Annotated in this window: 18 protein-coding genes; 11 read left to right on the forward strand and 7 right to left on the reverse strand. The window is 70.3% G+C overall.

Annotation, left to right across the window (positions count from 1 at the left end; genetic code table 11):
• The first annotated feature begins 31 nt into the window (after window positions 1–31).
• The gene (locus ABXJ52_RS31550) at window positions 32–271 is read left to right on the forward strand and encodes a WhiB family transcriptional regulator (RefSeq protein ID WP_367046663.1); all 240 of its coding nucleotides are present in this window, start codon (window positions 32–34) and stop codon (window positions 269–271) included.
• Window positions 272–348: 77 nt separating this feature from the next.
• Here ABXJ52_RS31550 and ABXJ52_RS31555 read toward each other — a convergent pair whose 3' ends face one another.
• The 4 genes from ABXJ52_RS31555 to ABXJ52_RS31570 form a co-directional block, all read right to left on the reverse strand.
• Window positions 349–1,320, reverse strand: a complete 972-nt coding sequence (locus ABXJ52_RS31555) for an acyl-ACP desaturase (RefSeq protein ID WP_367046664.1) — start codon at window positions 1,318–1,320, stop codon at window positions 349–351.
• A gap of 182 nt (window positions 1,321–1,502) precedes the next feature.
• Window positions 1,503–2,279 carry a dimethylargininase gene (gene ddaH, locus ABXJ52_RS31560; RefSeq protein WP_367046666.1) on the reverse strand — a complete coding sequence of 259 codons (777 nt, stop codon included), beginning with the start codon at window positions 2,277–2,279 and terminating at the stop codon, window positions 1,503–1,505.
• A 75-nt stretch (window positions 2,280–2,354) separates the two neighbouring features.
• Complete coding sequence (locus ABXJ52_RS31565) at window positions 2,355–4,655, reverse strand: excinuclease ABC subunit UvrA (RefSeq protein WP_367046667.1); 2,301 nt, start codon at window positions 4,653–4,655, stop codon at window positions 2,355–2,357.
• Window positions 4,656–4,665: 10 nt separating this feature from the next.
• On the reverse strand, window positions 4,666–6,297 hold the full coding sequence (locus ABXJ52_RS31570) for an ATP-binding cassette domain-containing protein (protein WP_367046670.1): 1,632 nt from the start codon (window positions 6,295–6,297) through the stop codon (window positions 4,666–4,668).
• A 290-nt stretch (window positions 6,298–6,587) separates the two neighbouring features.
• Between ABXJ52_RS31570 and ABXJ52_RS31575 the strand changes: the two genes are divergently transcribed.
• Window positions 6,588–7,298: a GPP34 family phosphoprotein gene (locus ABXJ52_RS31575; RefSeq protein WP_367046672.1), complete on the forward strand. Its 711-nt coding sequence runs from the start codon at window positions 6,588–6,590 to the stop codon at window positions 7,296–7,298.
• A gap of 32 nt (window positions 7,299–7,330) precedes the next feature.
• Here the strand turns inward: ABXJ52_RS31575 and ABXJ52_RS31580 are convergent, their stop codons facing one another.
• Window positions 7,331–7,747, reverse strand: a complete 417-nt coding sequence (locus tag ABXJ52_RS31580; protein ID WP_367046674.1) for an SsgA family sporulation/cell division regulator — start codon at window positions 7,745–7,747, stop codon at window positions 7,331–7,333.
• A gap of 171 nt (window positions 7,748–7,918) precedes the next feature.
• Between ABXJ52_RS31580 and ABXJ52_RS31585 the strand changes: the two genes are divergently transcribed.
• Entirely contained in the window at window positions 7,919–9,034 is a 1,116-nt protein-coding gene (locus ABXJ52_RS31585) for an oxidoreductase (protein WP_367046675.1), read from the forward strand.
• Here ABXJ52_RS31585 and ABXJ52_RS31590 read toward each other — a convergent pair.
• A complete protein-coding gene (locus ABXJ52_RS31590; protein WP_367046677.1) occupies window positions 9,031–9,327 on the reverse strand; it encodes a YciI family protein in 297 nt (98 codons plus the stop codon). The two genes, ABXJ52_RS31585 and ABXJ52_RS31590, sit on opposite strands and share 4 nt — an antisense overlap.
• 215 nt (window positions 9,328–9,542) lie before the next feature.
• Between ABXJ52_RS31590 and ABXJ52_RS31595 the strand changes: the two genes are divergently transcribed.
• Window positions 9,543–10,148 (forward strand): hypothetical protein, encoded by a 606-nt coding sequence (locus ABXJ52_RS31595; RefSeq protein ID WP_367046679.1) that lies wholly within the window; start codon window positions 9,543–9,545, stop codon window positions 10,146–10,148.
• Between the two features lie 55 nt (window positions 10,149–10,203).
• A complete protein-coding gene (nfi, locus tag ABXJ52_RS31600) occupies window positions 10,204–10,935 on the forward strand; it encodes a deoxyribonuclease V (RefSeq protein WP_367046680.1) in 732 nt (243 codons plus the stop codon).
• Here the strand turns inward: nfi and ABXJ52_RS31605 are convergent.
• A complete protein-coding gene (locus tag ABXJ52_RS31605) occupies window positions 10,932–12,149 on the reverse strand; it encodes a saccharopine dehydrogenase NADP-binding domain-containing protein (RefSeq protein ID WP_367046681.1) in 1,218 nt (405 codons plus the stop codon). The two genes, nfi and ABXJ52_RS31605, sit on opposite strands and share 4 nt — an antisense overlap.
• Before the next feature lie 84 nt (window positions 12,150–12,233).
• Between ABXJ52_RS31605 and ABXJ52_RS31610 the strand changes: the two genes are divergently transcribed.
• The 6 genes from ABXJ52_RS31610 (at window position 12,234) to ABXJ52_RS31635 (ending at window position 19,778) form a co-directional block, all read left to right on the forward strand.
• Window positions 12,234–12,620, forward strand: a complete 387-nt coding sequence (locus ABXJ52_RS31610) for an MmcQ/YjbR family DNA-binding protein (RefSeq protein ID WP_367046683.1) — start codon at window positions 12,234–12,236, stop codon at window positions 12,618–12,620.
• Window positions 12,621–12,743: 123 nt separating this feature from the next.
• Window positions 12,744–13,892, forward strand: a complete 1,149-nt coding sequence (locus ABXJ52_RS31615) for a CaiB/BaiF CoA-transferase family protein (RefSeq protein ID WP_367046685.1) — start codon at window positions 12,744–12,746, stop codon at window positions 13,890–13,892.
• Window positions 13,892–14,917: an LLM class F420-dependent oxidoreductase gene (locus ABXJ52_RS31620; RefSeq protein ID WP_367046688.1), complete on the forward strand. Its 1,026-nt coding sequence runs from the start codon at window positions 13,892–13,894 to the stop codon at window positions 14,915–14,917. The genes ABXJ52_RS31615 and ABXJ52_RS31620 overlap by 1 nt, the downstream gene beginning before the upstream one ends.
• Window positions 14,918–14,935: 18 nt before the next feature.
• The gene (locus ABXJ52_RS31625; protein ID WP_367046690.1) at window positions 14,936–16,078 is read left to right on the forward strand and encodes an acyl-CoA dehydrogenase family protein; all 1,143 of its coding nucleotides are present in this window, start codon (window positions 14,936–14,938) and stop codon (window positions 16,076–16,078) included.
• A gap of 57 nt (window positions 16,079–16,135) precedes the next feature.
• Window positions 16,136–17,356 (forward strand): acetyl-CoA C-acetyltransferase, encoded by a 1,221-nt coding sequence (locus tag ABXJ52_RS31630; protein ID WP_367046691.1) that lies wholly within the window; start codon window positions 16,136–16,138, stop codon window positions 17,354–17,356.
• A 250-nt stretch (window positions 17,357–17,606) separates the two neighbouring features.
• On the forward strand, window positions 17,607–19,778 hold the full coding sequence (locus ABXJ52_RS31635; RefSeq protein WP_367046693.1) for a 3-hydroxyacyl-CoA dehydrogenase NAD-binding domain-containing protein: 2,172 nt from the start codon (window positions 17,607–17,609) through the stop codon (window positions 19,776–19,778).
• Window positions 19,779–19,786: the final 8 nt, after the last annotated feature.

A 19,786-nucleotide genomic window follows, 5' to 3' on the forward strand; every position in this document is an offset into this window, starting at 1 on the left:
ATGTTTCGCGCGCCCTGCCAGCATCGGCGGCATGCAGATCGACATGACAGCCGAGCCGGAACTCGCCTGGCAGGAGCAGGCCCTGTGCGCCCAGACGGGATCCGATTTCTTCTTCCCCGAACCGGGAAGCTCGGTGCGCGAGGCCAAGTACATCTGCCGGCTGTGCGAGATGCGCCCCGCGTGTCTCGAGTACGCCCTGGCCCACGACGAGCGGTTCGGCGTCTGGGGCGGCCTCTCGGAGAAGGAGCGGCTCAGCCTCAGACGCACCTGATCCGTGCAGGGCCCCGGACTCCTCGGACGACCTCACCCTTGAGGCGCACATGCCCCCTCAGGCCCAAGGGCAACCGCCTACTTCCCCCGAGCCGCCATCCGCGCCTTGCGTGCCGCCAGCTTCTCGTCGAACTTGGAGGCTTCCGTGTCGAGGCCGTTCATGTACAGGCCGAGTTCCTCCTGTGCCTTGAGACCCTCCGGGCCGAGCCCGTCGATGTCCATCACCTTGAGGTAGCGCAGGACGGGCTGGATCACGTCGTCGTGGTGGATGCGCATGTTGTAGATCTCGCCGATCGCCATCTGCGCGGCGGCCCGCTCGAAGCCGGGCATGCCGTGTCCGGGCATCCGGAAGTTGACCACGACGTCGCGCACGGACTGCATGGTCAGATCGGGGGCGAGCTCGAAGGCCGCGCCCAGGAGGTTGCGGTAGAAGACCATGTGGAGGTTCTCGTCGGTGGCGATCCGCGCCAGCATGCGGTCGCAGACCGGGTCGCCCGACTGGTGACCCGTGTTGCGGTGCGAGACGCGGGTGGCGAGCTCCTGGAAGGCCACGTACGCGACCGAGTGCAGCATCGAGTGGCGGTTGTCGGACTCGAAGCCCTCGGCCATGTGCGCCATGCGGAACTGCTCGAGCTTGTCGGGGTCCACGGCACGCGAGGCCAGGAGGTAGTCACGCATCACGATGCCGTGGCGGCCCTCCTCCGCGGTCCAGCGGTGCACCCAGGTGCCCCAGGCGCCGTCGCGGCCGAACAGGGAGGCGATCTCGTGGTGGTAGCTGGGGAGGTTGTCCTCGGTCAGCAGATTGACGACGAGCGCGATCTTGCCGATGTCGGTGACCTTGGACTGCTCGGGTTCCCAGGCCTCGCCGTCCTCGAAGTACCCGGGGAAGTTCCGGGCGTCGGAGAACGGCACGTACTCGTGCGGCATCCAGTCCTTCGCCACCTTCAGGTGGCGGTTGAGCTCCTTCTCGACCACTTCTTCCAGGGCGAACAACAACCGGGCGTCGGTCCAGTCGTCCGTGCTGCCGAGATGAGGAGAGGTGATCGTCACGGGGGCTCCAGGGGGACGGGAGTTTTCTTACGGATTACGTGCGCAGGGGTTACGCGGTGGCACGAGCGGGTGCTACCTACCTACGGTCTCGTAGGTTACGTTGCCGTAGGTTAAGCCCTCCGTAAAGTGGCTGAGACAGAGGGGCCCACGGGCCTCCCGCGCCCCACCCGCCCCAGGACTGGTCAGGCGTACAGGCCCCTGAGGCGCACTGAGAGGCATGTCACACAGCCTTCGAGCTTCTCGAATTCGCTGATATCCACCACGACGGGATCAAAACCGAGACCCGAGAGCAGCTCCGCGCTCTTCGGCGCGCTTGCGGCGAGCAGCAGTTTCGCGCCACCGAGCAGCACCACGTGGGCCCCGGACTCCTCCGGCACCGGCAGGAAGCGCGGGAAGAGCGAAGGGGAGTCCACGAGCGGCGGGTACCCGATGACCGTGCCGTCCGGCAGCGCCGTCACCGCCGACTTCAGATGCAGGACCTTGCTGACGGGGACGGCCACGACCCGGGCCCCCAGTGGCTCGAACACGGCCCGCAGCTGCCGGACGCCCGCCGCGTTCGTGCGCCCGCCCCGACCCACGTAGATCGTGTCGTCGATCTTGAGGATGTCGCCGCCGTCCAGGGTGCCCGGCTCCCACACCCAGTTCACGGAGGCGCCGAGCCGGGCCACCGCCTCCTCCACGGCCACCGTCTCCGCCCGCCGTGACTCGGCGCCCGGCCGGGCGATCAGGGCCACGTTGCGGAAGACGACGACCGTGTCCTCGACGAAGACCGAGTCGGGGCAGTCGTCGGCCGGCTCCACCTCGACCGTCTCCCAGCCGTGCGCCCGCAGCGCCTCGGCGTACGCCTCCCACTGTTCGAGGGCTAGGCCGACGTCCACCGGGGTCCGCTCGACATGCGTGACCAGGCCGTCGGCGAGACGCGGTCCTGGCCGGCGGATCAGCGCTTTCCTGCTGGGCACGGGATGTTCTCCGTAAGGGTGGAGCGGTGGGGGGCGTCCCCGTCCGGCGGGCGCCGGGGCGGGGGTTCGTGCTCATCATGCAGCGTGCGAGGGGTCCAGGCCCAGAGCTCGTCGCAGATGATCGGCGGTGAACGAGCCGGCCGCCTCGATCAGCTGTCCCGGCGTTCCCTCGAAGACGATCCGGCCCCCGTGCTTGCCGCCGTCGGGTCCGAGATCGATCACCCAGTCCGCGTGCTTGACGACCTGGAGGTTGTGCTCGACGACGATCACGGTGTTCCCCGCGTCGACCAGCCGGTCAAGGAGGGCAAGCAGGCCGTCCACGTCCGCCATGTGCAGGCCGGTCGTCGGCTCGTCCAGGACATAGGTCGTGCCGGTGCGGTGCAGTTGCGTGGCGAGCTTGATGCGCTGCCGCTCGCCGCCCGACAGGGTGCTCAGCGGCTGCCCGAGCGTCAGGTAGGTGAGCCCCACGTCGTGCAGGGCCCGCAGCCGGCGGCGCATGGCCGTGTCGTCCACGGCGGCGAGGAAGTCGAGGGCGCTCTCGGCTGTCATGTCGAGCACGTCGGCGATGGAGCTGCCGCCGACGGTCAGTCGCAGCACCTCCCCCTTGAAGCGGCGACCCTCGCACGCCTCGCAGGTCGTGGTCACCGGGTCCATGAAGGCCAGGTCGCTGTAGATGACTCCGCGGCCCTGGCAACTCTCGCACGCGCCACTGGAGTTGAAGCTGAACATCCCCGCGTCCCTGCCGGTCTCGCGCGCGAACAGCTTGCGCAGCGAATCCATGATCCCGAGGTACGTCGCCGGGGTCGAGCGGCCCGAGATGCCGATGCTCGACTGGTCCACGACCACGGCGTCCGGAGGTTCGGCCACAAATGCCCCCGACACCAGCGTGCTCTTGCCCGAGCCCGCGACCCCCGTCACCGCGGTGAGCACCCCGGTCGGTACGCGCACACTGACGTCCTTGAGGTTGTGCAGATCGGCGCCCTTGACCCACCGGCCGCCGATGGGCTCGCGCGGGCTCTCCTTGATGGCCGTCGAGCGCCGCAGGTGCCGGCCGGTGAGCGTGTCGGCACGGCGCAGCTCGTCCGGTGTCCCCTCGAAGACGACCAGGCCGCCGCCCGTGCCCGCCGCCGGGCCCATGTCGACGATGTGGTCGGCGACGGCGATCACATCGGGGTCGTGCTCGACGACCAGGACGGTGTTCCCCTTGTCGCGCAGGCGCAGCAGCAGGTCGTTGAGGCGCCCCACGTCACGCGGGTGCAGCCCGACGCTCGGCTCGTCGAAGATGTACGTCATGCCGGTCAGGCTGGAGCCGAGGTGCCGCACCGTCTTCAGGCGCTGGCCCTCGCCGCCGGACAGCGTGGACGTCTCGCGGCCGAGGCTGAGGTAGCCGAGCCCGATCGCCTCGATCCGGCTCAGCGCCGCCACGGCGGCCGACGCGACCGGCCCCGCCACCGGGTCGTCGATCGGCTCCAGGGCGGCGATGAGGTCGGTGACCTCCATGCGCGAGCAGTCGGCGATGTTCATGCCGCCGATCCGGGTGGCGAGCGCCGCCGCGTTGAGCCGTGCGCCGTCGCAGGCGTCGCACTCGCCCTCGGCGAGGTAGCGCTGGACGAGGTCGCGGGTCTTCTGGGAGAGCGTCGAGAGGTCGCGATTGAGGTAGAGCCGCTCGAAACGGTCGGCGAGTCCCTCGTAGTCGATGTCCCGTGCGCCTCCGGTGTTGTCGACGTTGACCTTGCCGCCGTGCCTTCCGTCGCGCGTGCCGCGCATGAGGAAGTCGCACTCCCGCGCGCTGAACCGGCCCACCGGCTTGTGCGTGTCCAGGTCGGGGGTGTTGGTGTACGTCTGGCCCTGCCAGGTCCCCACGGCGAACGGCGGGAAGAGGATAGCGCCGTCCGCCAGGGACTTGGCGGGGTCCAGGATGCGGTCGTAGTCGGGCCGCACGGTCTTGCCCAGGCCGTGGCAGCGGGGACACATGCCCGACGGGTCGTTGAACGAGTACGCGGTGGCCGGACCGGCACTCGGTGTGCCGTGCCGCGAGAACAGCACGCGCATCACCGAGTAGATGTCCGTCATCGTGCCCACCGTGGACCGGGAGTGGCCGCCGATCGGCCGCTGGTCGACGACGATCGCGGGCGAGAGGTCCTCGATGGTCTCCGCGTGCGGCCGCTCGTACTTCGGCAGCCGGTTGCGGACGAACCACGTGAAGGTCTCGTTCAGCTGACGCTGCGACTCGACCGCGATCGTGTCGAAGACGACCGACGACTTCCCCGACCCCGATACGCCGGTGAAGACCGTGAGCCGGTCCTTCGGAATGCGCAGGCTCACCTCCTTGAGGTTGTTCTCACGGGCTCCGGTGATGGTGATGTATTGGTGCATACACGCGAAGCTAGCCGGAATACCGGACACCTTCTGTCGTGATTTCCTTGATCGCGCCGTCGAGGAGCAGCCAGCGCGTGATGCCGATCGACTCCAGGAACGGCACGTCGTGACTGGCCACGATCAGCGCTCCCTCGTACGACTCCAGGGCCGAGGCCAGCTGTTTCACGCTGGCCATGTCGAGGTTGTTCGTCGGTTCGTCGAGCATCAGGAGCTGTGGCGCGGGCTCCGCGAGCAGCAGCGCGGCCAGGGCCGCACGGAACCGCTCGCCGCCCGACAGGGTCGCCGCCCGCTGATCGGCCCGTGCCCCCTTGAACAGGAAGCGGGCCAGGCGGGCCCGGATCCGGTTGTTGGTGGCGTCGGGTGCGTAGCGTGCCACGTTCTCGGCGACGGTCAGCTCCTCGTCGAGCACGTCGAGGCGCTGCGGCAGGAAACGCAGCGGGACATGGGCGAGAGCCTCTCCCTCCACGGCCGCCAGCTCTCCGGCGATCGTCCGCAGCAGCGTGGTCTTGCCCGAGCCGTTGCGGCCGACCAAGGCGATCCGCTCGGGGCCGCGCAGCTCGAACTCGCCCTCCATGCGCGCTCCGTACCGCAGGGAGAGCTCGCGCAGTGTGAGCACCGTGCGGCCCGGTGGGACCGCCGTGAACGGCAGGTCGACGCGGATCTCGTCGTCGTCCCGCACCGCCTCGACGGCGTCGTCCAGGCGCTCCTTCGCCTCGGTGAGTTTCTCCTCGTGCATGATGCGGTGCTTGCCCGCGGACACCTGGGCCTGGCGTTTGCGCTCGCTCATGACGACCTTCGGCTCGCGCTTGGTGTCCCACATCTTCTGGCCGTACCGCTTGCGGCGGGCCAACTTGACGTGTGCGTCGGCGAGTTCGCGCTTCTGCTTCTTCAGGTCGGACTCGGCGACGCGCACCATGCGCTCCGCCGCCTCCTGTTCGGCGGCCAGCGCCTCCTCGTAGGCGGTGAAGTTCCCTCCGTACCAGTTGAGTTCCCCGTCCCGCAGATCGGCGATCTGGTCGACCAGATCGAGGAGTTCACGGTCGTGGCTGACCACGACCAGGACCCCGGACCAGGCTTCGACGGTCGCGTACAGGCGCCGACGGGCGTACAGGTCGAGGTTGTTGGTGGGCTCGTCCAGCAGCAGCACGTCGGGCCGGCGCAGCAGGAGCGCGGCCAGGCGCAGCAGCACGGACTCGCCGCCCGACACCTCGCCGGTGGTGCGGTCGAGGCCGATGTGCCCGAGGCCGAGCTGATCGAGGGTCGCGACGGCGCGCTCCTCCACGTCCCAGGCGTCACCGACGGCCGCGAAGTGCTCATCGGCCACGTCGCCCGCCTCAATGGCGTGCAGGGCGGCGCGCGTTGCCGCGATGCCGAGCACCTCGTCGACACGCAGAGTGGTGTCGAGCGTGACGTTCTGCGGCAGATAGCCGATGTCACCCGCGACACGGACGGCGCCGTCGCTGGGAGCGAGTTCACCGGCGACAAGCTTCAACAGGGTTGATTTTCCAGATCCGTTGGTGCCGATGAGGCCGGTCCTGCCGGTCCCGAAGGCGGCCTGGAAACCGTCGAAGACACGGGTGCCGTCCGGCCAGGTGAAGTCGAGCGACGTGCACGTGATGGAGGTGGGGTGGGTAGACATGTGGTCCTCGCGGTTGCGTGAGATGAAGCGCGGTCAGGGGCAACGCGTTTCGGGACACCGCGGGGCGCGACAGGAGGACGGGAGCAGCGTCGTCACAGGGGACGAGGGCAGAAAAAGGGGCCCTGCGTCGGGGGAGACGGCTCGTACGCCGAGGTCGCACGCTACGCACACGGCTGAGCCGTGTGACGCGGTGACTCCAGACCTCAGACGAGCAACGTCCTACTCCTATCGGCGACAACAGAACCGCTATACACCGTAGGTCGCACCCCGGTCACTGTCAACGAATTATCGTGACCACGAAGAAGGAGGCCCTCATGCCGTACGGCTCGCTCTCGCTTCCGGCCCGTATCTTCCTGCTGGCCTGGGACCCCGGTCGGAACAGAATCGCCGGCGCCCCCGACCTGCACTACGCGGTACGGGCGTGCGCGCTCGCGGAGCTGGCCCAGCGCGGACTGCTCTCGGACGTGGGCGGCATCGTCACACCGGTCCTCGGCACCCGCACCGGAGACCCGGCGCTCGACAGCGTCCTGGAACTCGTCGAGGAGTCCCGGCCCCGCAAATGGAACGGCTGGATCACCCACAAGTCCCGCCACACGTTGGACAAGGTGCGCGAGCAGCTGGCGTTGGAGGGGTATCTGCGGACGGAGCGCACCCGGATCCTCGGGATCTTCCCCTCACGGCGGTACGAGCTGGAGCGCGCCGGATACGTCGAGGTCCTGCACGCCGAGGCGCTCGCGGTCCTGCGCGGTCCCGTGCCGGTGTCCGAGGTTCCCGCGGGCGACGCGGCCCTGGTGGTGTGCGCGGCGACTGGCAAGCTGCGGGCGGTCATCTCGGGCAAGGAACGCCGGCGGTACAAGGAGCGGCTCGACGCGCTCACCGACCGCAGCGGCGCACCGGCCCCGGAGCTCCCCGAACTGATGCGCGGGCTGCGCAAGGCGCTGGCATCGGCGGTGACGTACGCGGAGGCGGCCAGGTCGGGCGGCGGTGGGAGTGGTGGCTGAGGAGGGGCGGTCAGGGGGGTAGGGAGCCGGTTTCAGCAGGCGTCGCGCATCAGATCGGCGAGGTCCTGGTCCAGGTCGACGTGCAGATGCTCGTCGCCCGTGGGCACCAGGTTCTGTGTGCGCTGCAGGAAGCGGCGCAGCTCGCCGGTGCGGATGTGGACGATGGCCGTGCCCTCGGGGGCGTGGAACTCGACGACCGTGCGGTCGAAGCCGTAGGGCCGCACGCGGACGTCGCCGTCGCCCACCGCCTCCTCCATGCCCAGCGCGAGCAGCTCACGGGCGAAGGTCCAGTAGACCTCGACGCCCTCCAGGGTCGCCGGGGCGGGGAAACTCATCCGGACGGCGAAGGGATCGCCCTGGTCGTAGTGCAGGGAGGCGGGAATGGTCGACATCCGCGGTGCGGCGGCGACGAGGCGGGCCTCTACGGCTTGATCGATGCTGGTGGACAACGCCTGCTCCCTCAACTACAGCTGGACGACTCGGGTCGGCACTTGGATAGACGTCGGAATGACGGAATCCGTGCACGCGAACACCGAGTGACCTCGGTCACCGCGTGCTCTTCACTGTCTTCACAGAAACCCCGGAAGGAATCCTGTGTTCCGGTGGTAGCTTCGGCCGCCATGAGGTCCTTGGGGAAGACGAGATGGTCGCGGCCCGTGGGTCGAGCGGTGTCGGTGGGACTGTGCGGGGCGGCTCTCGCGGTGGCCGCGCTCGCTACACCTGGACCGGCCGAGGCAGCGCCCGAGCGTCCCTCGCAGCGGGGCGGCGGCTGGGACCTCAAGGACAGCGGCACCGACGCGCGCTTCCGCGGTCTCGCCGCCGTCAGCAGGAACACCGCCTGGGTGGCCGGCGCGCAAGGCACCGTGCTGCGCACCTCGGACGGCGGCAGGCACTGGCGGAACGTCTCACCGCCCGGAGCCGGAGCGCTGGAGTTCCGGGACGTCGAGGCCTTCGACGGCCGCCGCGCCGTGGTGCTCGCCATCGGCGAGGGCGAGGCCTCGCGGGTCTTTCGCACCGCGGACGGCGGGGCGACCTGGACGGAGTCCTTCCGCAACACCGACCCCAGGGCCTTCTACGACTGCATGACGTTCTTCGACCGGCGCCACGGCCTGGCGATGAGCGACCCGGTGGACGGCAGGTACCGCATCCTGTCCACCGCCGACGGCGGCCGCTCCTGGAAGGTCCTGCCCAGCGACGGCATGCCCGCCGCGCAGCAGGGCGAGGCGGGCTTCGCGGCGAGCGGCCAGTGCCTGGTGAGCTCCGGCTCCCGCGACGTGTGGCTGGCCACCGGGGGAGCGGCACGCGCGCGTGTCCTGCACTCCGCCGACCGCGGCCGCACCTGGACGGCCACGGACGCCCCGATCCCGGCCGGCGATCCGGCGCGCGGTGTCTTCGGCCTCGCCTTCCGCGACCGTACGCACGGCATCGCGGTCGGCGGTGACTACCGCGCCGACCAGCCGTCCCCGAAGGCGGCGGCCACCACCGGCGACGGGGGCCGCACTTGGGCCGCGGCGGCCGAGCCGCCGCCCGCCTACCGCTCCGGGGTGGCCTGGCTGCCCGGGAGCCGCCGGGGCGCGCTCGCGGTCGGGCCGACCGGCACGGACGTCACGACGGACGGCGGGCGCAGCTGGCGGACGGTCGACACGGGGTCGTACGACACCGTGGACTGCACACGGGACCGGGCCTGCTGGGCGTCCGGCGAGAAGGGCCGGATCGCGCGCTGGGAGCGGGACTAGGGCAGTACCTGCCGGTAGGCGGCGAGTTCCGGGGCGGTCTTCGTGGCGATGAACTCGGTGACGCGGTACTCGCAGACCTCCTGGAGCACGAAGGGGTCGCTCGCCACGATCTCCTCGATCGCCGCACGGTCCTCCGCCACGGCCAGGATCACGCCGCCGTCGCGCGGGTTCTTGCGCCCGGAGGCGATGAACACGCCCTGCGCGTACAGCTGGTCGAGCCAGGCGACGTGGGCCTCCAGCTCCTTGTCGACGGCGGTCACGGGCGCGGTGTAGGTCAACTCGAGAACGAACATGATCGTGAGGCTACCGCCGCTCATCGCCATGTGCGGGCCCGGGGCGGGGTGTTCGCTTCGTCCCATATCCGTAGCAAGTGTGAACGCGTGTCGCGGGCACGGTCTGGAATCGCCTCGACCACTTGCGTAATCACCCCCTATGCTGACCGCTCAACCGGGCGCGCCATGGCGTGAATTCGTGCTGCGCGCCGGTCCATTTCTGCCAGGAGTTCACTTTGCTGTACAGGAAGACCGCTTTGCGCGTTGCCGCTCCCGTGGCCGTGCTCGCCCTCGCGCTGACCGCCTGCGGTGGCGGCGACGACAAGAAGGACTCGGCGGACAAGCCGAAGGCCGGGGCGAACGAGCCGAAGGCCAAGCCGAAGCCCGAGTCGGGCGGCGAGCTCGGCACCGGCGAGAGCGCCACCGGCAAGGTGAAGGAGGGCGACGCCTCCGTCACCTACGAGATCACCGCGCAGAAGGTGGAGCTCGGCACGGAGGCCGACACCAAGAAGATGGTGTCGGACCCCAAGGAGGCCAAGGGCCTGGTCCCGGCCATCGCCTACGTGAAGTACACGCACAAGTCCGGCGCGGCCCTCACGGAGTCCCCGGACGCCAACGACGGCACCACGGTGTGGGCGGACGGTCAGCGCGGCACCCTGGTCATCGGCGCCGCCGAGGACGCTCCGGGCTGCGAGGACGCCTCGTCCATCGAGGGCTGGAAGAAGGGCCAGAGCCACGTCCTGTGTGAGACCTACCTGGTCCCCAAGGACGCGAAGGACCTGGAGATCCACTGGTCCGAGGAGGACGGCGAGCCGTTCATCTGGAAGTTCGCGGCCAAGTAGCGCACCGCCGGGCGGGCGGGGTGGGGAAGGCCGAAGGCCTAGTCTTGACCGCACCATGACGACCCACGCCGCCGCCCTCGCGCCCATCCCGGCCGACTGGCCCACCGACGAGCCGACCGCCCGCGCGGTCCAGGACGCCCTCCGCGCCCGGGTCGTACTCGACGAAGCGGGCCCCGAGCCGGACACGGGACATGTCACGGGCGTCGACGTCGCCTACGACGACGAGCGCGACCTCGTCGCCGCCGCGGTCGTCGTCCTGGACGCCGCGACGCTCGACGTCGTCGAGGAGGCCACCGCGGTGGGCCGCGTGGCCTTCCCGTACGTGCCGGGCCTGCTCGCCTTCCGCGAGATCCCCACCGTCCTCGCCGCCCTGGGCGCGCTCGAAGCCGCCCCGGGCCTCGTCGTCTGCGACGGCTACGGCATCGCGCACCCCCGCAGGTTCGGCCTCGCGAGCCATCTCGGAGTCCTCACCGGCCTGCCCACGATCGGCGTGGCCAAGAACCCCTTCACGTTCACGTACGAGGCTCCGGAGGCGCCCCGGGGCAGCGCGGCCCCGCTCCTGGACGGCGGTGAGGAGATCGGCCGCGCCCTGCGCACCCGCGAGGACGTCAAGCCGGTCTTCGTCTCCGTCGGCCACCGCGTGGGCCTGGACAACGCCTGCGCCCACACGCTCCGGCTGACGCCGCGCTACCGCCTCCCGGAGTCGACGCGCCGCGCGGACGCCCTGTGCCGCCGGGCCCTGCGCGACGCGACCGCCCAGGTACCGTCCAGCGCGTCGCCGCTCTAGCGCGTCGCCGCCACCCGGAAGCTGAGCCCGGCCGCCGTCAGCCGCGCCGTCAGCGCGTTGCCCATCGCCACTGCGGTGGTCACCTGCCCGGCCACGTCCGGCAGGTCGTCGTCGACGGCCAGGCACAGCGCCGCCTCGGCCAGCATCTTCGCCGTCTCGTCGTACCCCGGATCGCCGCCCGAGACCTCCGTGAACACCCGCTTGCCGCCGCCCTCGCCGACGAACCGCACGGAGAACCAGCTCTCCGCGCGCCGCTGCTCGCTCGGCCCCTCGCCCGGCTGCAGGCGCGACGACAACCACCGCCGTGCGGGCGGCAGTTGGGCTGCGGCCACCAGACCGCCGACGGCCGCGGCGCCGCCCAGTGCGAACGGCAGGGTCTTCACGGCCGCGTAGTGCCGGTAGCGGAAGTCGGGCCCGTAGCGTTCCAGCGCCCGCGCCGAGCGCTGCACCACCTGCGGGTCGATCGTCGGCAGCGGCAGGGCCCAGGCGCCGACCTCGCCCGCGTACCGGGGCGCGCTCGGCGGCGCGTACGCCTTGCGGTCCACCAGGCGCGGTTCGTGCCGACGCCGGTCGCGCGCGGCGGACAGCATCTGCGGTCCGCGCGCGAACTGGGCGAGCGCGGAGGCGAACGTACCCCCGGAGAACGTCGCGTTGGTGCGCACAAAGCCGTCGACGCGCAGCGGCACGCCCTCCGGGAGCTGCCGCACGGTGAAGTGCGCGCCCAGGTCGTGCGGGACCGAGTCGAAGCCGCAGGAGTGCACGAGGCGCGCGCCCGTCTCGCGTGCGCGGGCGTCGTGCCGCACGTACATGAGATCGACGAACTCCGGCTCGCCGGTGAGGTCCACGTAGTCCGTGCCCGCCTCGGCGCACGCGGCGACGAGTTCCTGCCCGTACTCGAGATAGGGCCCGACGGTCGTGGCCACCACGCGCGCGTGGCCCGCCATGTCCCGCAGGGACGCCGGATCCGCCACGTCCGCTCGGACGAGGGGGAGTTCCGCGCACGCCGGGTGGGCGTCGGCGAGCCGCTCCCGCAGCCGCTCCAGCTTCCCGGTGTCACGCCCCGCGATCGCCCAGCGCAGCCCTTCGGGGGCATGCGCCGCGAGGTACTCGGCGGTGAGCACACCGACGAAACCCGTCGCCCCGAAGAGCACGATGTCGTACGCGCGGCCCGCCGCCCGCTCCTTGCCGTTGCCGTTGCCGTTCTGACTGGTCATGGCACCTCTCTTCCGTGCACCCCGCGCCGATGTCGGTGGCCGAGGCTAGCGTGAGGGTGTGGAGCGGTTACCAGGAGGTACCCCATGGCTGTCCCGAAGAGTGCCCTGAAGAAGTGGGAGCGGGTGCGCGAGTTCGCGCTCGGTATGCCGGGCGCGACCGAGGACTTCCCGTGGGGCGAGACCGTCGCCAAGGTCAACAAGAAGGTGTTCGTCTTCCTCGGGACGGTCGACGGCAGTTACCCCCTCGGCATCACCGTCAAGCTCACGGACGAGGCGGTGCACGCCCATGCCCTCACGGCGCCGGGCGCCGAGCCCGCCGGGTACGGCCTGGGCAAGGCGGGCTGGGTGAGCGTCCCCCTGGAGGAGAAGGGCGCACCGGGCGCCGACCTGCTCTGCGACTGGGTCGAGGAGAGCTACCGCACGATCGCCACGAAGAGGCTGATCGCGGAACTGGACGCCCGCGCCAGGTGACGCACACACCTCAATTTGTCTAAGCGCTTGCTTGCTAGGGTCTTGTGCGGAGTGGAACACGTTCTTAGCATCACTGGTGTTACATCAGTTGTGTCATAGCTGTGCCATAGCGCTGGGGGCTCAATGGCAGTTCCGGACAGAGGCGTTCACGGACCGCTCGCAGGGGTGCGCGTGGTCGAGCTGGCGGGCATCGGCCCCGGCCCGTTCGCCGCGATGCTCCTCGCCGACCTCGGCGCCGACGTCGTTCGCGTCGACCGGCCGGGCGGCGGCGGCCTGGCGATCAACCCCGAGTACGACGTCACCAACCGCAACAAACGCTCCGTGATCGTCGACCTCAAGGCGGCCGGCGGAGCCGACCGCGTCCTCGACCTGGCCGACCGCGCCGACATCCTCATCGAGGGCTACCGCCCCGGCGTCGCCGAGCGCCTCGGGGTCGGTCCTGACGCCTGCCACGCCCGCAACCCGGAGCTCGTCTACGGACGGATGACCGGCTGGGGCCAGGAGGGCCCGCTCGCCCAGCGCGCCGGGCACGACATCGCGTACATCGCGATCACCGGCACCCTCGGCATGATCGGCAACCCTGGTGAGCCGCCCACCGTCCCCGCGAACCTCGTCGGCGACTACGCGGGCGGCTCGCTCTACCTCGTCGTCGGCATCCTCGCGGCCCTGCACCACGCTCGCGCGACCGGAGCCGGGCAGGTCGTGGACGCCGCGATCGTCGACGGCACCGCGCACCTCACGTCGATGATCCACGGCATGCTCGCGGCCGGCGGCTGGCAGGACCGGCGCGGCGCCAACCTCCTGGACGGCGGCTGCCCGTTCTACGGCAACTACGAGACCGCCGACGGGGGTTACATGGCCGTCGGCGCGCTCGAGCAGCAGTTCTACGACGAGTTCATCGCACTGCTCGGCCTCGCGGACCAGGCGCCCGCCCGCAAGGACCTCGCACGTTGGGGCGAACTGCGCGAGGCGGTCGCCGCCCGCTTCAAGGAGCGGACACGCGAGGAGTGGACCGCCGTCTTCGAGGGCTCCGACGCCTGCGTGGCGCCCGTGCTCTCGCTGTCCGAGGCCCCCGCACACCCCCACCTCGCCGCCCGCGGCACCTTCGTCGAGCACAGCGGCATCACGCAGCCCGCCCCCGCGCCCCGCTTCTCCACGACGCCCACGGACATCCGGACCGGCCCCGCCCAACCGGGCGCGGACACCGAGGCCGTGGCCCGCGACTGGGACGTACCGGCCCTGATCGACTCTCCGGCAAAGGAAGACGACTGATGCAACTCTCCGCACCCCTCGCCTACGCGGGCGACCCGCGGCAGGCCGCCGACGATGTCGCGGCCCTGGAGTCCGCCGGTCTGGACGCCGTCTGGGTGGCGGAGGCGTACGGCTTCGACTCGCCCACCATCATGGGCTACCTCGCGGCGCGCACCGAGCGTATGAAGATCGGCGCCGCGATCCTGAACGTCTACTCGCGCACCCCCGCCCTCATCGCCCAGACGGCGGCCGGGCTCGACGCGATCTCCGGCGGCCGGGCGATCATCGGGCTCGGCGCATCGGGCCCGCAGGTCGTCGAGGGCTGGCACGGAAAGCCGTACGACAAGCCGCTGGCCCGCACCCGCGAGGCCATCGAGCTGACCCGCCGCATCCTGCGCCGTGAGGTCATCGACCACCACGGCATCACGGACATGCCGCTGCCCGCGGAGAAGGGCGGCAAGCTGGGCAAGCCGCTCAAGATCCTCACCAAACCGGTCCGCTCCGAAGTGCCGCTGTACGTCGCCTCCCTGGGCCCCGCCAACGTCCGGATGACCGCGGAGATCGCCGACGGCTGGCTGCCCACCCTCTTCATTCCGGAAAAGGCCCACCAGGTGTGGGGCGCTCCGCTCGCCGAGGGCAAGGAGAAGCGCGATCCGGCGCTCGGACCGTTGCAGACGGTCGCGGGCGGACTGCTCGCCATCGGTGACGACGCGGCCGCCGTACGGGATCTGGCCCGACCCCAGATCGCCCTCTACGTAGGCGGCATGGGCGCCCCGGGGAAGAACTTCTACAACGACCTCGCGGTCGCGTACGGCTACGAGAAGGAAGCGAAGCTCATCCAGGAGCTGTACCTCTCCGGCAAGAAGAAGGAAGCCGAGGCCGCCGTCCCGGACGAGTTCTGCGAGCTCATGTCGCTGTGCGGGCCCGAGAGCTACGTCCGCGAGCGTGTCGAGGCCTTCCGCGAGGCGGGCGTCACCATGCTCAACGTCATTCCCGTCGGCCCCGAGCCGGCCAAGTCGATCGAAACCGTCAAGGGCTGGCTCTAGGGCTGTAGGAGGCCGAACGTGAAGCGACAGATCTTTACCGCCGAACACGAGGCGTTCCGCGAGACCGTCCGCACCTTCCTGGCCAAGGAGGTGCTGCCCCACTACGAGGAGTGGGAGAAGGACGGCATCGTCAGCCGTGACGCCTGGCGAGCGGCGGGCAAGCAGGGGCTGCTCGGGCTCGCCGTGCCCGAGGAGTACGGGGGCGGCGGCAACACCGACTTCCGCTACAGCGCCGTCCTCGCCGAGGAGTTCACCCGCGCAGGCGCGTCCGGGCTCGCGCTCGGCCTGCACAACGACATCATCGGCCCCTACCTGACCTCGCTGGCCACCGAGGACCAGAAGCGGCGCTGGCTGCCCGGCTTCTGCTCCGGCGAGATCATCACGGCCATCGCGATGACCGAACCGGGGGCCGGCTCCGACCTCCAGGGCATTCGCACCACTGCCACCGACCAGGGCGACCACTGGCTGCTCAACGGCTCCAAGACGTTCATCTCGAACGGCATCCTCGCCGACCTCGTCATCGTCGTCGCCAAGACGTCGGCGGAGGGCGGCGCGAAGGGCCTGTCCCTCCTGGTCGTCGAACGCGGCACGGACGGCTTCGAGCGGGGCCGCAACCTCGACAAGATCGGCCAGAAGTCCCAGGACACCGCCGAGCTGTTCTTCAACGACGTACGCGTTCCGAAGGAGAACCTCCTCGGCGAGCTCGACGGCGCCTTCATCCACCTGATGACGAACCTCGCGCAGGAGCGCATGGGCATCGCCGTCGCGGGGATCGCCGCCGCCGAGCACCTCCTGGACATCACCACGACGTACGTCAAGGAGCGCGAGGCCTTCGGACGCCCGCTCTCCAAGCTCCAGCACATCCGCTTCGAGATCGCCGAGATGGCCACCGAGTGCGCGGTCACCCGCACCTTCCTCGACCGCTGCATCGTCGATCACTCGAACGGCGAACTCGACGCCGTGCACGCCTCCATGGCCAAGTGGTGGGCCACCGAGCTCCAGAAGCGCGTCGCCGACCGCTGCCTGCAACTGCACGGCGGATACGGCTACATGACCGAGTACCGCGTCGCCAAGGCCTTCACCGACGGCCGCATCCAGACGATCTACGGAGGCACGACCGAGATCATGAAGGAGATCATCGGCCGCTCCCTGCTCGCCTGAGTCCGACCGACCCTCATCGTCGAAATCTTCAAAGTTCTTATGCGAAAGGCTGCTGTCTTGACCACCGAAGCGTACGTATACGACGCGATCCGCACCCCGCGCGGACGCGGCAAGGCCAATGGCGCCCTGCACGGCACCAAGCCGATCGACCTCGTCGTCGGCCTGATCCACGAGATCCGTGCCCGGTTCCCCGACCTGGACCCGGCCGCCGTCGACGACATCGTCCTCGGCGTCGTGGGCCCCGTCGGCGACCAGGGATCCGACATCGCGCGCATCGCGGCCATCGCCGCCGGTCTCCCCGACACGGTCGCGGGCGTGCAGGAGAACCGCTTCTGCGCCTCGGGCCTGGAGGCGGTCAACATGGCCGCGATGAAGGTGCGTTCGGGCTGGGAGGACCTCGTCCTCGCGGGCGGCGTCGAGTCGATGTCGCGCGTCCCGATGGCCTCGGACGGCGGCGCATGGTTCGCCGACCCGATGACCAACTACGAGACGGGTTTCGTGCCGCAGGGCATCGGCGCCGACCTGATCGCCACGGTGGAGGGCTACTCGCGGCGTGACGTCGACGAGTACGCCGCCCTGTCCCAGGAGCGCGCCGCGGCCGCCTGGAAGGACAACCGCTTCGAGAAGTCCGTCGTGCCGGTGAAGGACCGCAGCGGCCTGACCGTACTGGACCACGACGAGTACATGCGCCCCGGCACCACCGCCGACTCGCTCGCCAAGCTGAAGCCGTCCTTCAAGGACATCGGCGACCTCGGCGGCTTCGACGCCGTGGCGCTGCAGAAGTACCACTGGATCGAGAAGATCGACCACGTCCACCACGCGGGCAACTCCTCCGGCATCGTGGACGGCGCGGCGCTGGTGGCCATCGGCACGAAGGAGGTCGGCGAGCGGTACGGTCTCGCGCCGCGTGCCCGGATCGTCTCCGCGGCCGTCTCCGGCTCCGAGCCGACCATCATGCTCACCGGTCCCGCGCCCGCCGCGCGCAAGGCGCTCGCCAAGGCCGGTCTGACCATCGACGACATCGACCTCGTCGAGATCAACGAGGCCTTCGCGGCGGTCGTGCTTCGCTTCGTCAAGGACATGGGCCTGTCCCTGGACAAGGTCAACGTCAACGGCGGCGCGATTGCGTTGGGGCATCCCTTGGGCGCGACCGGGGCGATGATCCTGGGCACGCTGGTGGACGAGCTGGAGCGGCGTGACCTGCGGTACGGCTTGGCCACGCTGTGCGTGGGCGGTGGCATGGGGATCGCCACGATCGTGGAGCGGATCTCCGGCTAAGCGCCGCGGGGCTGCCCCTCCTCGCCGACTGACCGCCGGTGGGGGCTGGTCGCGCAGTTCCCCGCGCCCCTGAGATGCCCACTTCGTGCGGCATCTCATCGGGGAAGGCTGCGCGCAGCGCACGCCTTCAGGGGCGCGGGGAACTGCGCGAGCAACCCACCAGGACCCGCAGTCGGCGTCGAGGAGCAGCCATCCTCCCCAGACCCCGCCCCCGCCAAGGGCCCGCATCAGACTTCACGGAGAAAAGACCATGACCGAAAGCACCACCATCCGCTGGGACATGGACGCCACCGGCATCCTCACCCTCGTGCTCGACGACCCCAACCAGTCCGCGAACACCATGAACCAGGGGTTCAAGGACTCCATCGCGGCCATCGCCGAACGCGCGGAGGCCGAGAAGGACTCCATCCGCGGCATCATCTACACCTCCGCCAAGAAGACCTTCTTCGCGGGCGGTGACCTCAAGGACATGATGCAGGCGGGCCCCGAGAACGCGCAGGACGCGTTCGAGGCGGGCGTCGCCATCAAGAGCTCCCTGCGCCGCATCGAGACCCTGGGCAAGCCGGTCGTCGCCGCGATCAACGGCGCTGCCCTCGGCGGCGGTTACGAGATCGCCCTGGCCAGCCACCACCGCGTCGCGCTGGACGCGCCCGGCTCCAAGATCGGCCTGCCCGAGGTCACCCTCGGCCTGCTCCCGGCGGGCGGCGGCGTGACCCGTACCGTGCGCCTGATGGGCATCGCGGACGCGCTGCTCAAGGTGCTGCTCCAGGGCACCCAGTACAACCCGAAGCGCGCCCTGGAGAACGGCCTCGTCCACGAAGTGGCCGCCACCCGCGAGGAGATGATCGAGAAGGCCCGCGCCTTCATCGACGCCAACCCCGAGTCGGCGCAGCCCTGGGACAAGCCGGGCTACCGCATCCCCGGCGGCACCCCGGCCAACCCGAAGTTCGCGGCGAACCTGCCCGCCTTCCCGGCCAACCTCAAGAAGCAGATCAACGGCGCCCCCTACCCGGCCCCGCGCAACATCCTCGCCGCGGCCGTCGAGGGCTCGCAGGTCGACTTCGAGACCGCGCTGACCATCGAGGCCCGGTACTTCACCGAGCTGGTCACGGGCCAGACCGCCAAGAACATGATCCAGGCGTTCTTCTTCGACCTCCAGGCCGTCAACTCCGGCGCCAACCGCCCCAAGGGCATCGAGCCGCGCCAGGTCCGCAAGGCCGCCGTGCTCGGCGCCGGGATGATGGGCGCGGGCATCGCCTACTCGTGCGCCCGCGCGGGCATCGAGGTCGTCCTCAAGGACGTCTCCGCCGAGGCCGCCGCCAAGGGCAAGGCCTACTCCGAGAAGCTGTGCGCCAAGGCGGTTCAGCGCGGGCGTACGACCCAGGAGAAGGCCGACGCACTGCTCGCCCGCATCACGCCGACCGCCGACCCGCAGGACCTCGCGGGCTGCGACGCCGTGATCGAGGCGGTCTTCGAGGACACCTCGCTCAAGCACAAGGTGTTCCAGGAGATCCAGGAGATCATCGAGCCGGACGCGCTGCTGTGCTCCAACACCTCGACGCTGCCGATCACCCAGCTCGCCGAGGGCGTCACGCGGCCCGTCGACTTCATCGGCCTGCACTTCTTCTCGCCCGTCGACAAGATGCCGCTCGTCGAGATCATCAAGGGCGAGCGGACCGGGGACGAGGCGCTCGCGCGCGCCTTCGACCTCGTACGCCAGATCAGCAAGACGCCGATCGTCGTCAACGACTCGCGTGGTTTCTTCACCTCGCGCGTCATCGGGCACTTCATCAACGAAGGCGTCGCGATGGTCGGCGAGGGCATCGAGCCCGCGTCGATCGAGCAGGCGGCGGCCCAGGCCGGTTACCCGGCGAAGGTCCTGTCCCTGATGGACGAGCTGACCCTCACCCTGCCCCGCAAGATCCGTAACGAGACCAAGCGCGCCGTCGAGGAGGCGGGCGGCACCTGGGCCGGGCACCCGTCGGACTCCGTCATCGACCGCATGGTCGACGAGTTCGAGCGTCCCGGCAGGAGCGGGGGAGCGGGCTTCTACGACTACGTGGACGGCAAGCGCGCCGGGCTCTGGCCGGGCCTGCGCGAGCACTTCACCAAGCCGGGCACGGAGATCCCGTTCCAGGACATGCAGGAGCGGATGCTCTTCTCCGAGTCGCTCGACACCGTGCGCCTGGTGGAGGAGGGCGTCCTGACGTCCGTCGCGGACGCCAACATCGGCTCCATCTTCGGCATCGGCTTCCCCGGCTGGACGGGCGGTGTGCTCCAGTACATCAACGGCTACGAGGGCGGCCTACCCGGATTCGTGGCACGCGCGCGTGAGTTGGCCGACCGCTACGGGGAGCGGTTCACGCCACCCGCGCTGCTCGTCGAGAAGGCGGACAAGGGCGAGAAGTTCAGCGACGCCTGACAGCAGGA

Origin of the sequence: Streptomyces sp. Je 1-332, assembly GCF_040730185.1 — a bacterium.
In the GTDB taxonomy this organism is placed as follows: Bacteria; Actinomycetota; Actinomycetes; order Streptomycetales; family Streptomycetaceae; genus Streptomyces.

Excerpts from the sequence above, each read along its gene's own strand:
- ABXJ52_RS31570 (WP_367046670.1), bottom strand. The coding sequence starts at position 6,297 with ATGTCTACCCACCCCACCTCCATCACGTGCACGTCGCTCGACTTCACC.
- nfi (WP_367046680.1), top strand. The coding sequence starts at position 10,204 with ATGACGACCCACGCCGCCGCCCTCGCGCCCATCCCGGCCGACTGGCCC.
- ABXJ52_RS31620 (WP_367046688.1), top strand. The coding sequence starts at position 13,892 with ATGCAACTCTCCGCACCCCTCGCCTACGCGGGCGACCCGCGGCAGGCC.
- ABXJ52_RS31615 (WP_367046685.1), top strand. The coding sequence starts at position 12,744 with ATGGCAGTTCCGGACAGAGGCGTTCACGGACCGCTCGCAGGGGTGCGC.
- ABXJ52_RS31590 (WP_367046677.1), bottom strand. The coding sequence starts at position 9,327 with ATGTTCGTTCTCGAGTTGACCTACACCGCGCCCGTGACCGCCGTCGAC.
- ABXJ52_RS31585 (WP_367046675.1), top strand. The coding sequence starts at position 7,919 with ATGAGGTCCTTGGGGAAGACGAGATGGTCGCGGCCCGTGGGTCGAGCG.
- ABXJ52_RS31635 (WP_367046693.1), top strand. The coding sequence starts at position 17,607 with ATGACCGAAAGCACCACCATCCGCTGGGACATGGACGCCACCGGCATC.
- ABXJ52_RS31565 (WP_367046667.1), bottom strand. The coding sequence starts at position 4,655 with ATGCACCAATACATCACCATCACCGGAGCCCGTGAGAACAACCTCAAG.
- ABXJ52_RS31605 (WP_367046681.1), bottom strand. The coding sequence starts at position 12,149 with ATGACCAGTCAGAACGGCAACGGCAACGGCAAGGAGCGGGCGGCGGGC.
- ABXJ52_RS31550 (WP_367046663.1), top strand. The coding sequence starts at position 32 with ATGCAGATCGACATGACAGCCGAGCCGGAACTCGCCTGGCAGGAGCAG.
- ABXJ52_RS31610 (WP_367046683.1), top strand. The coding sequence starts at position 12,234 with ATGGCTGTCCCGAAGAGTGCCCTGAAGAAGTGGGAGCGGGTGCGCGAG.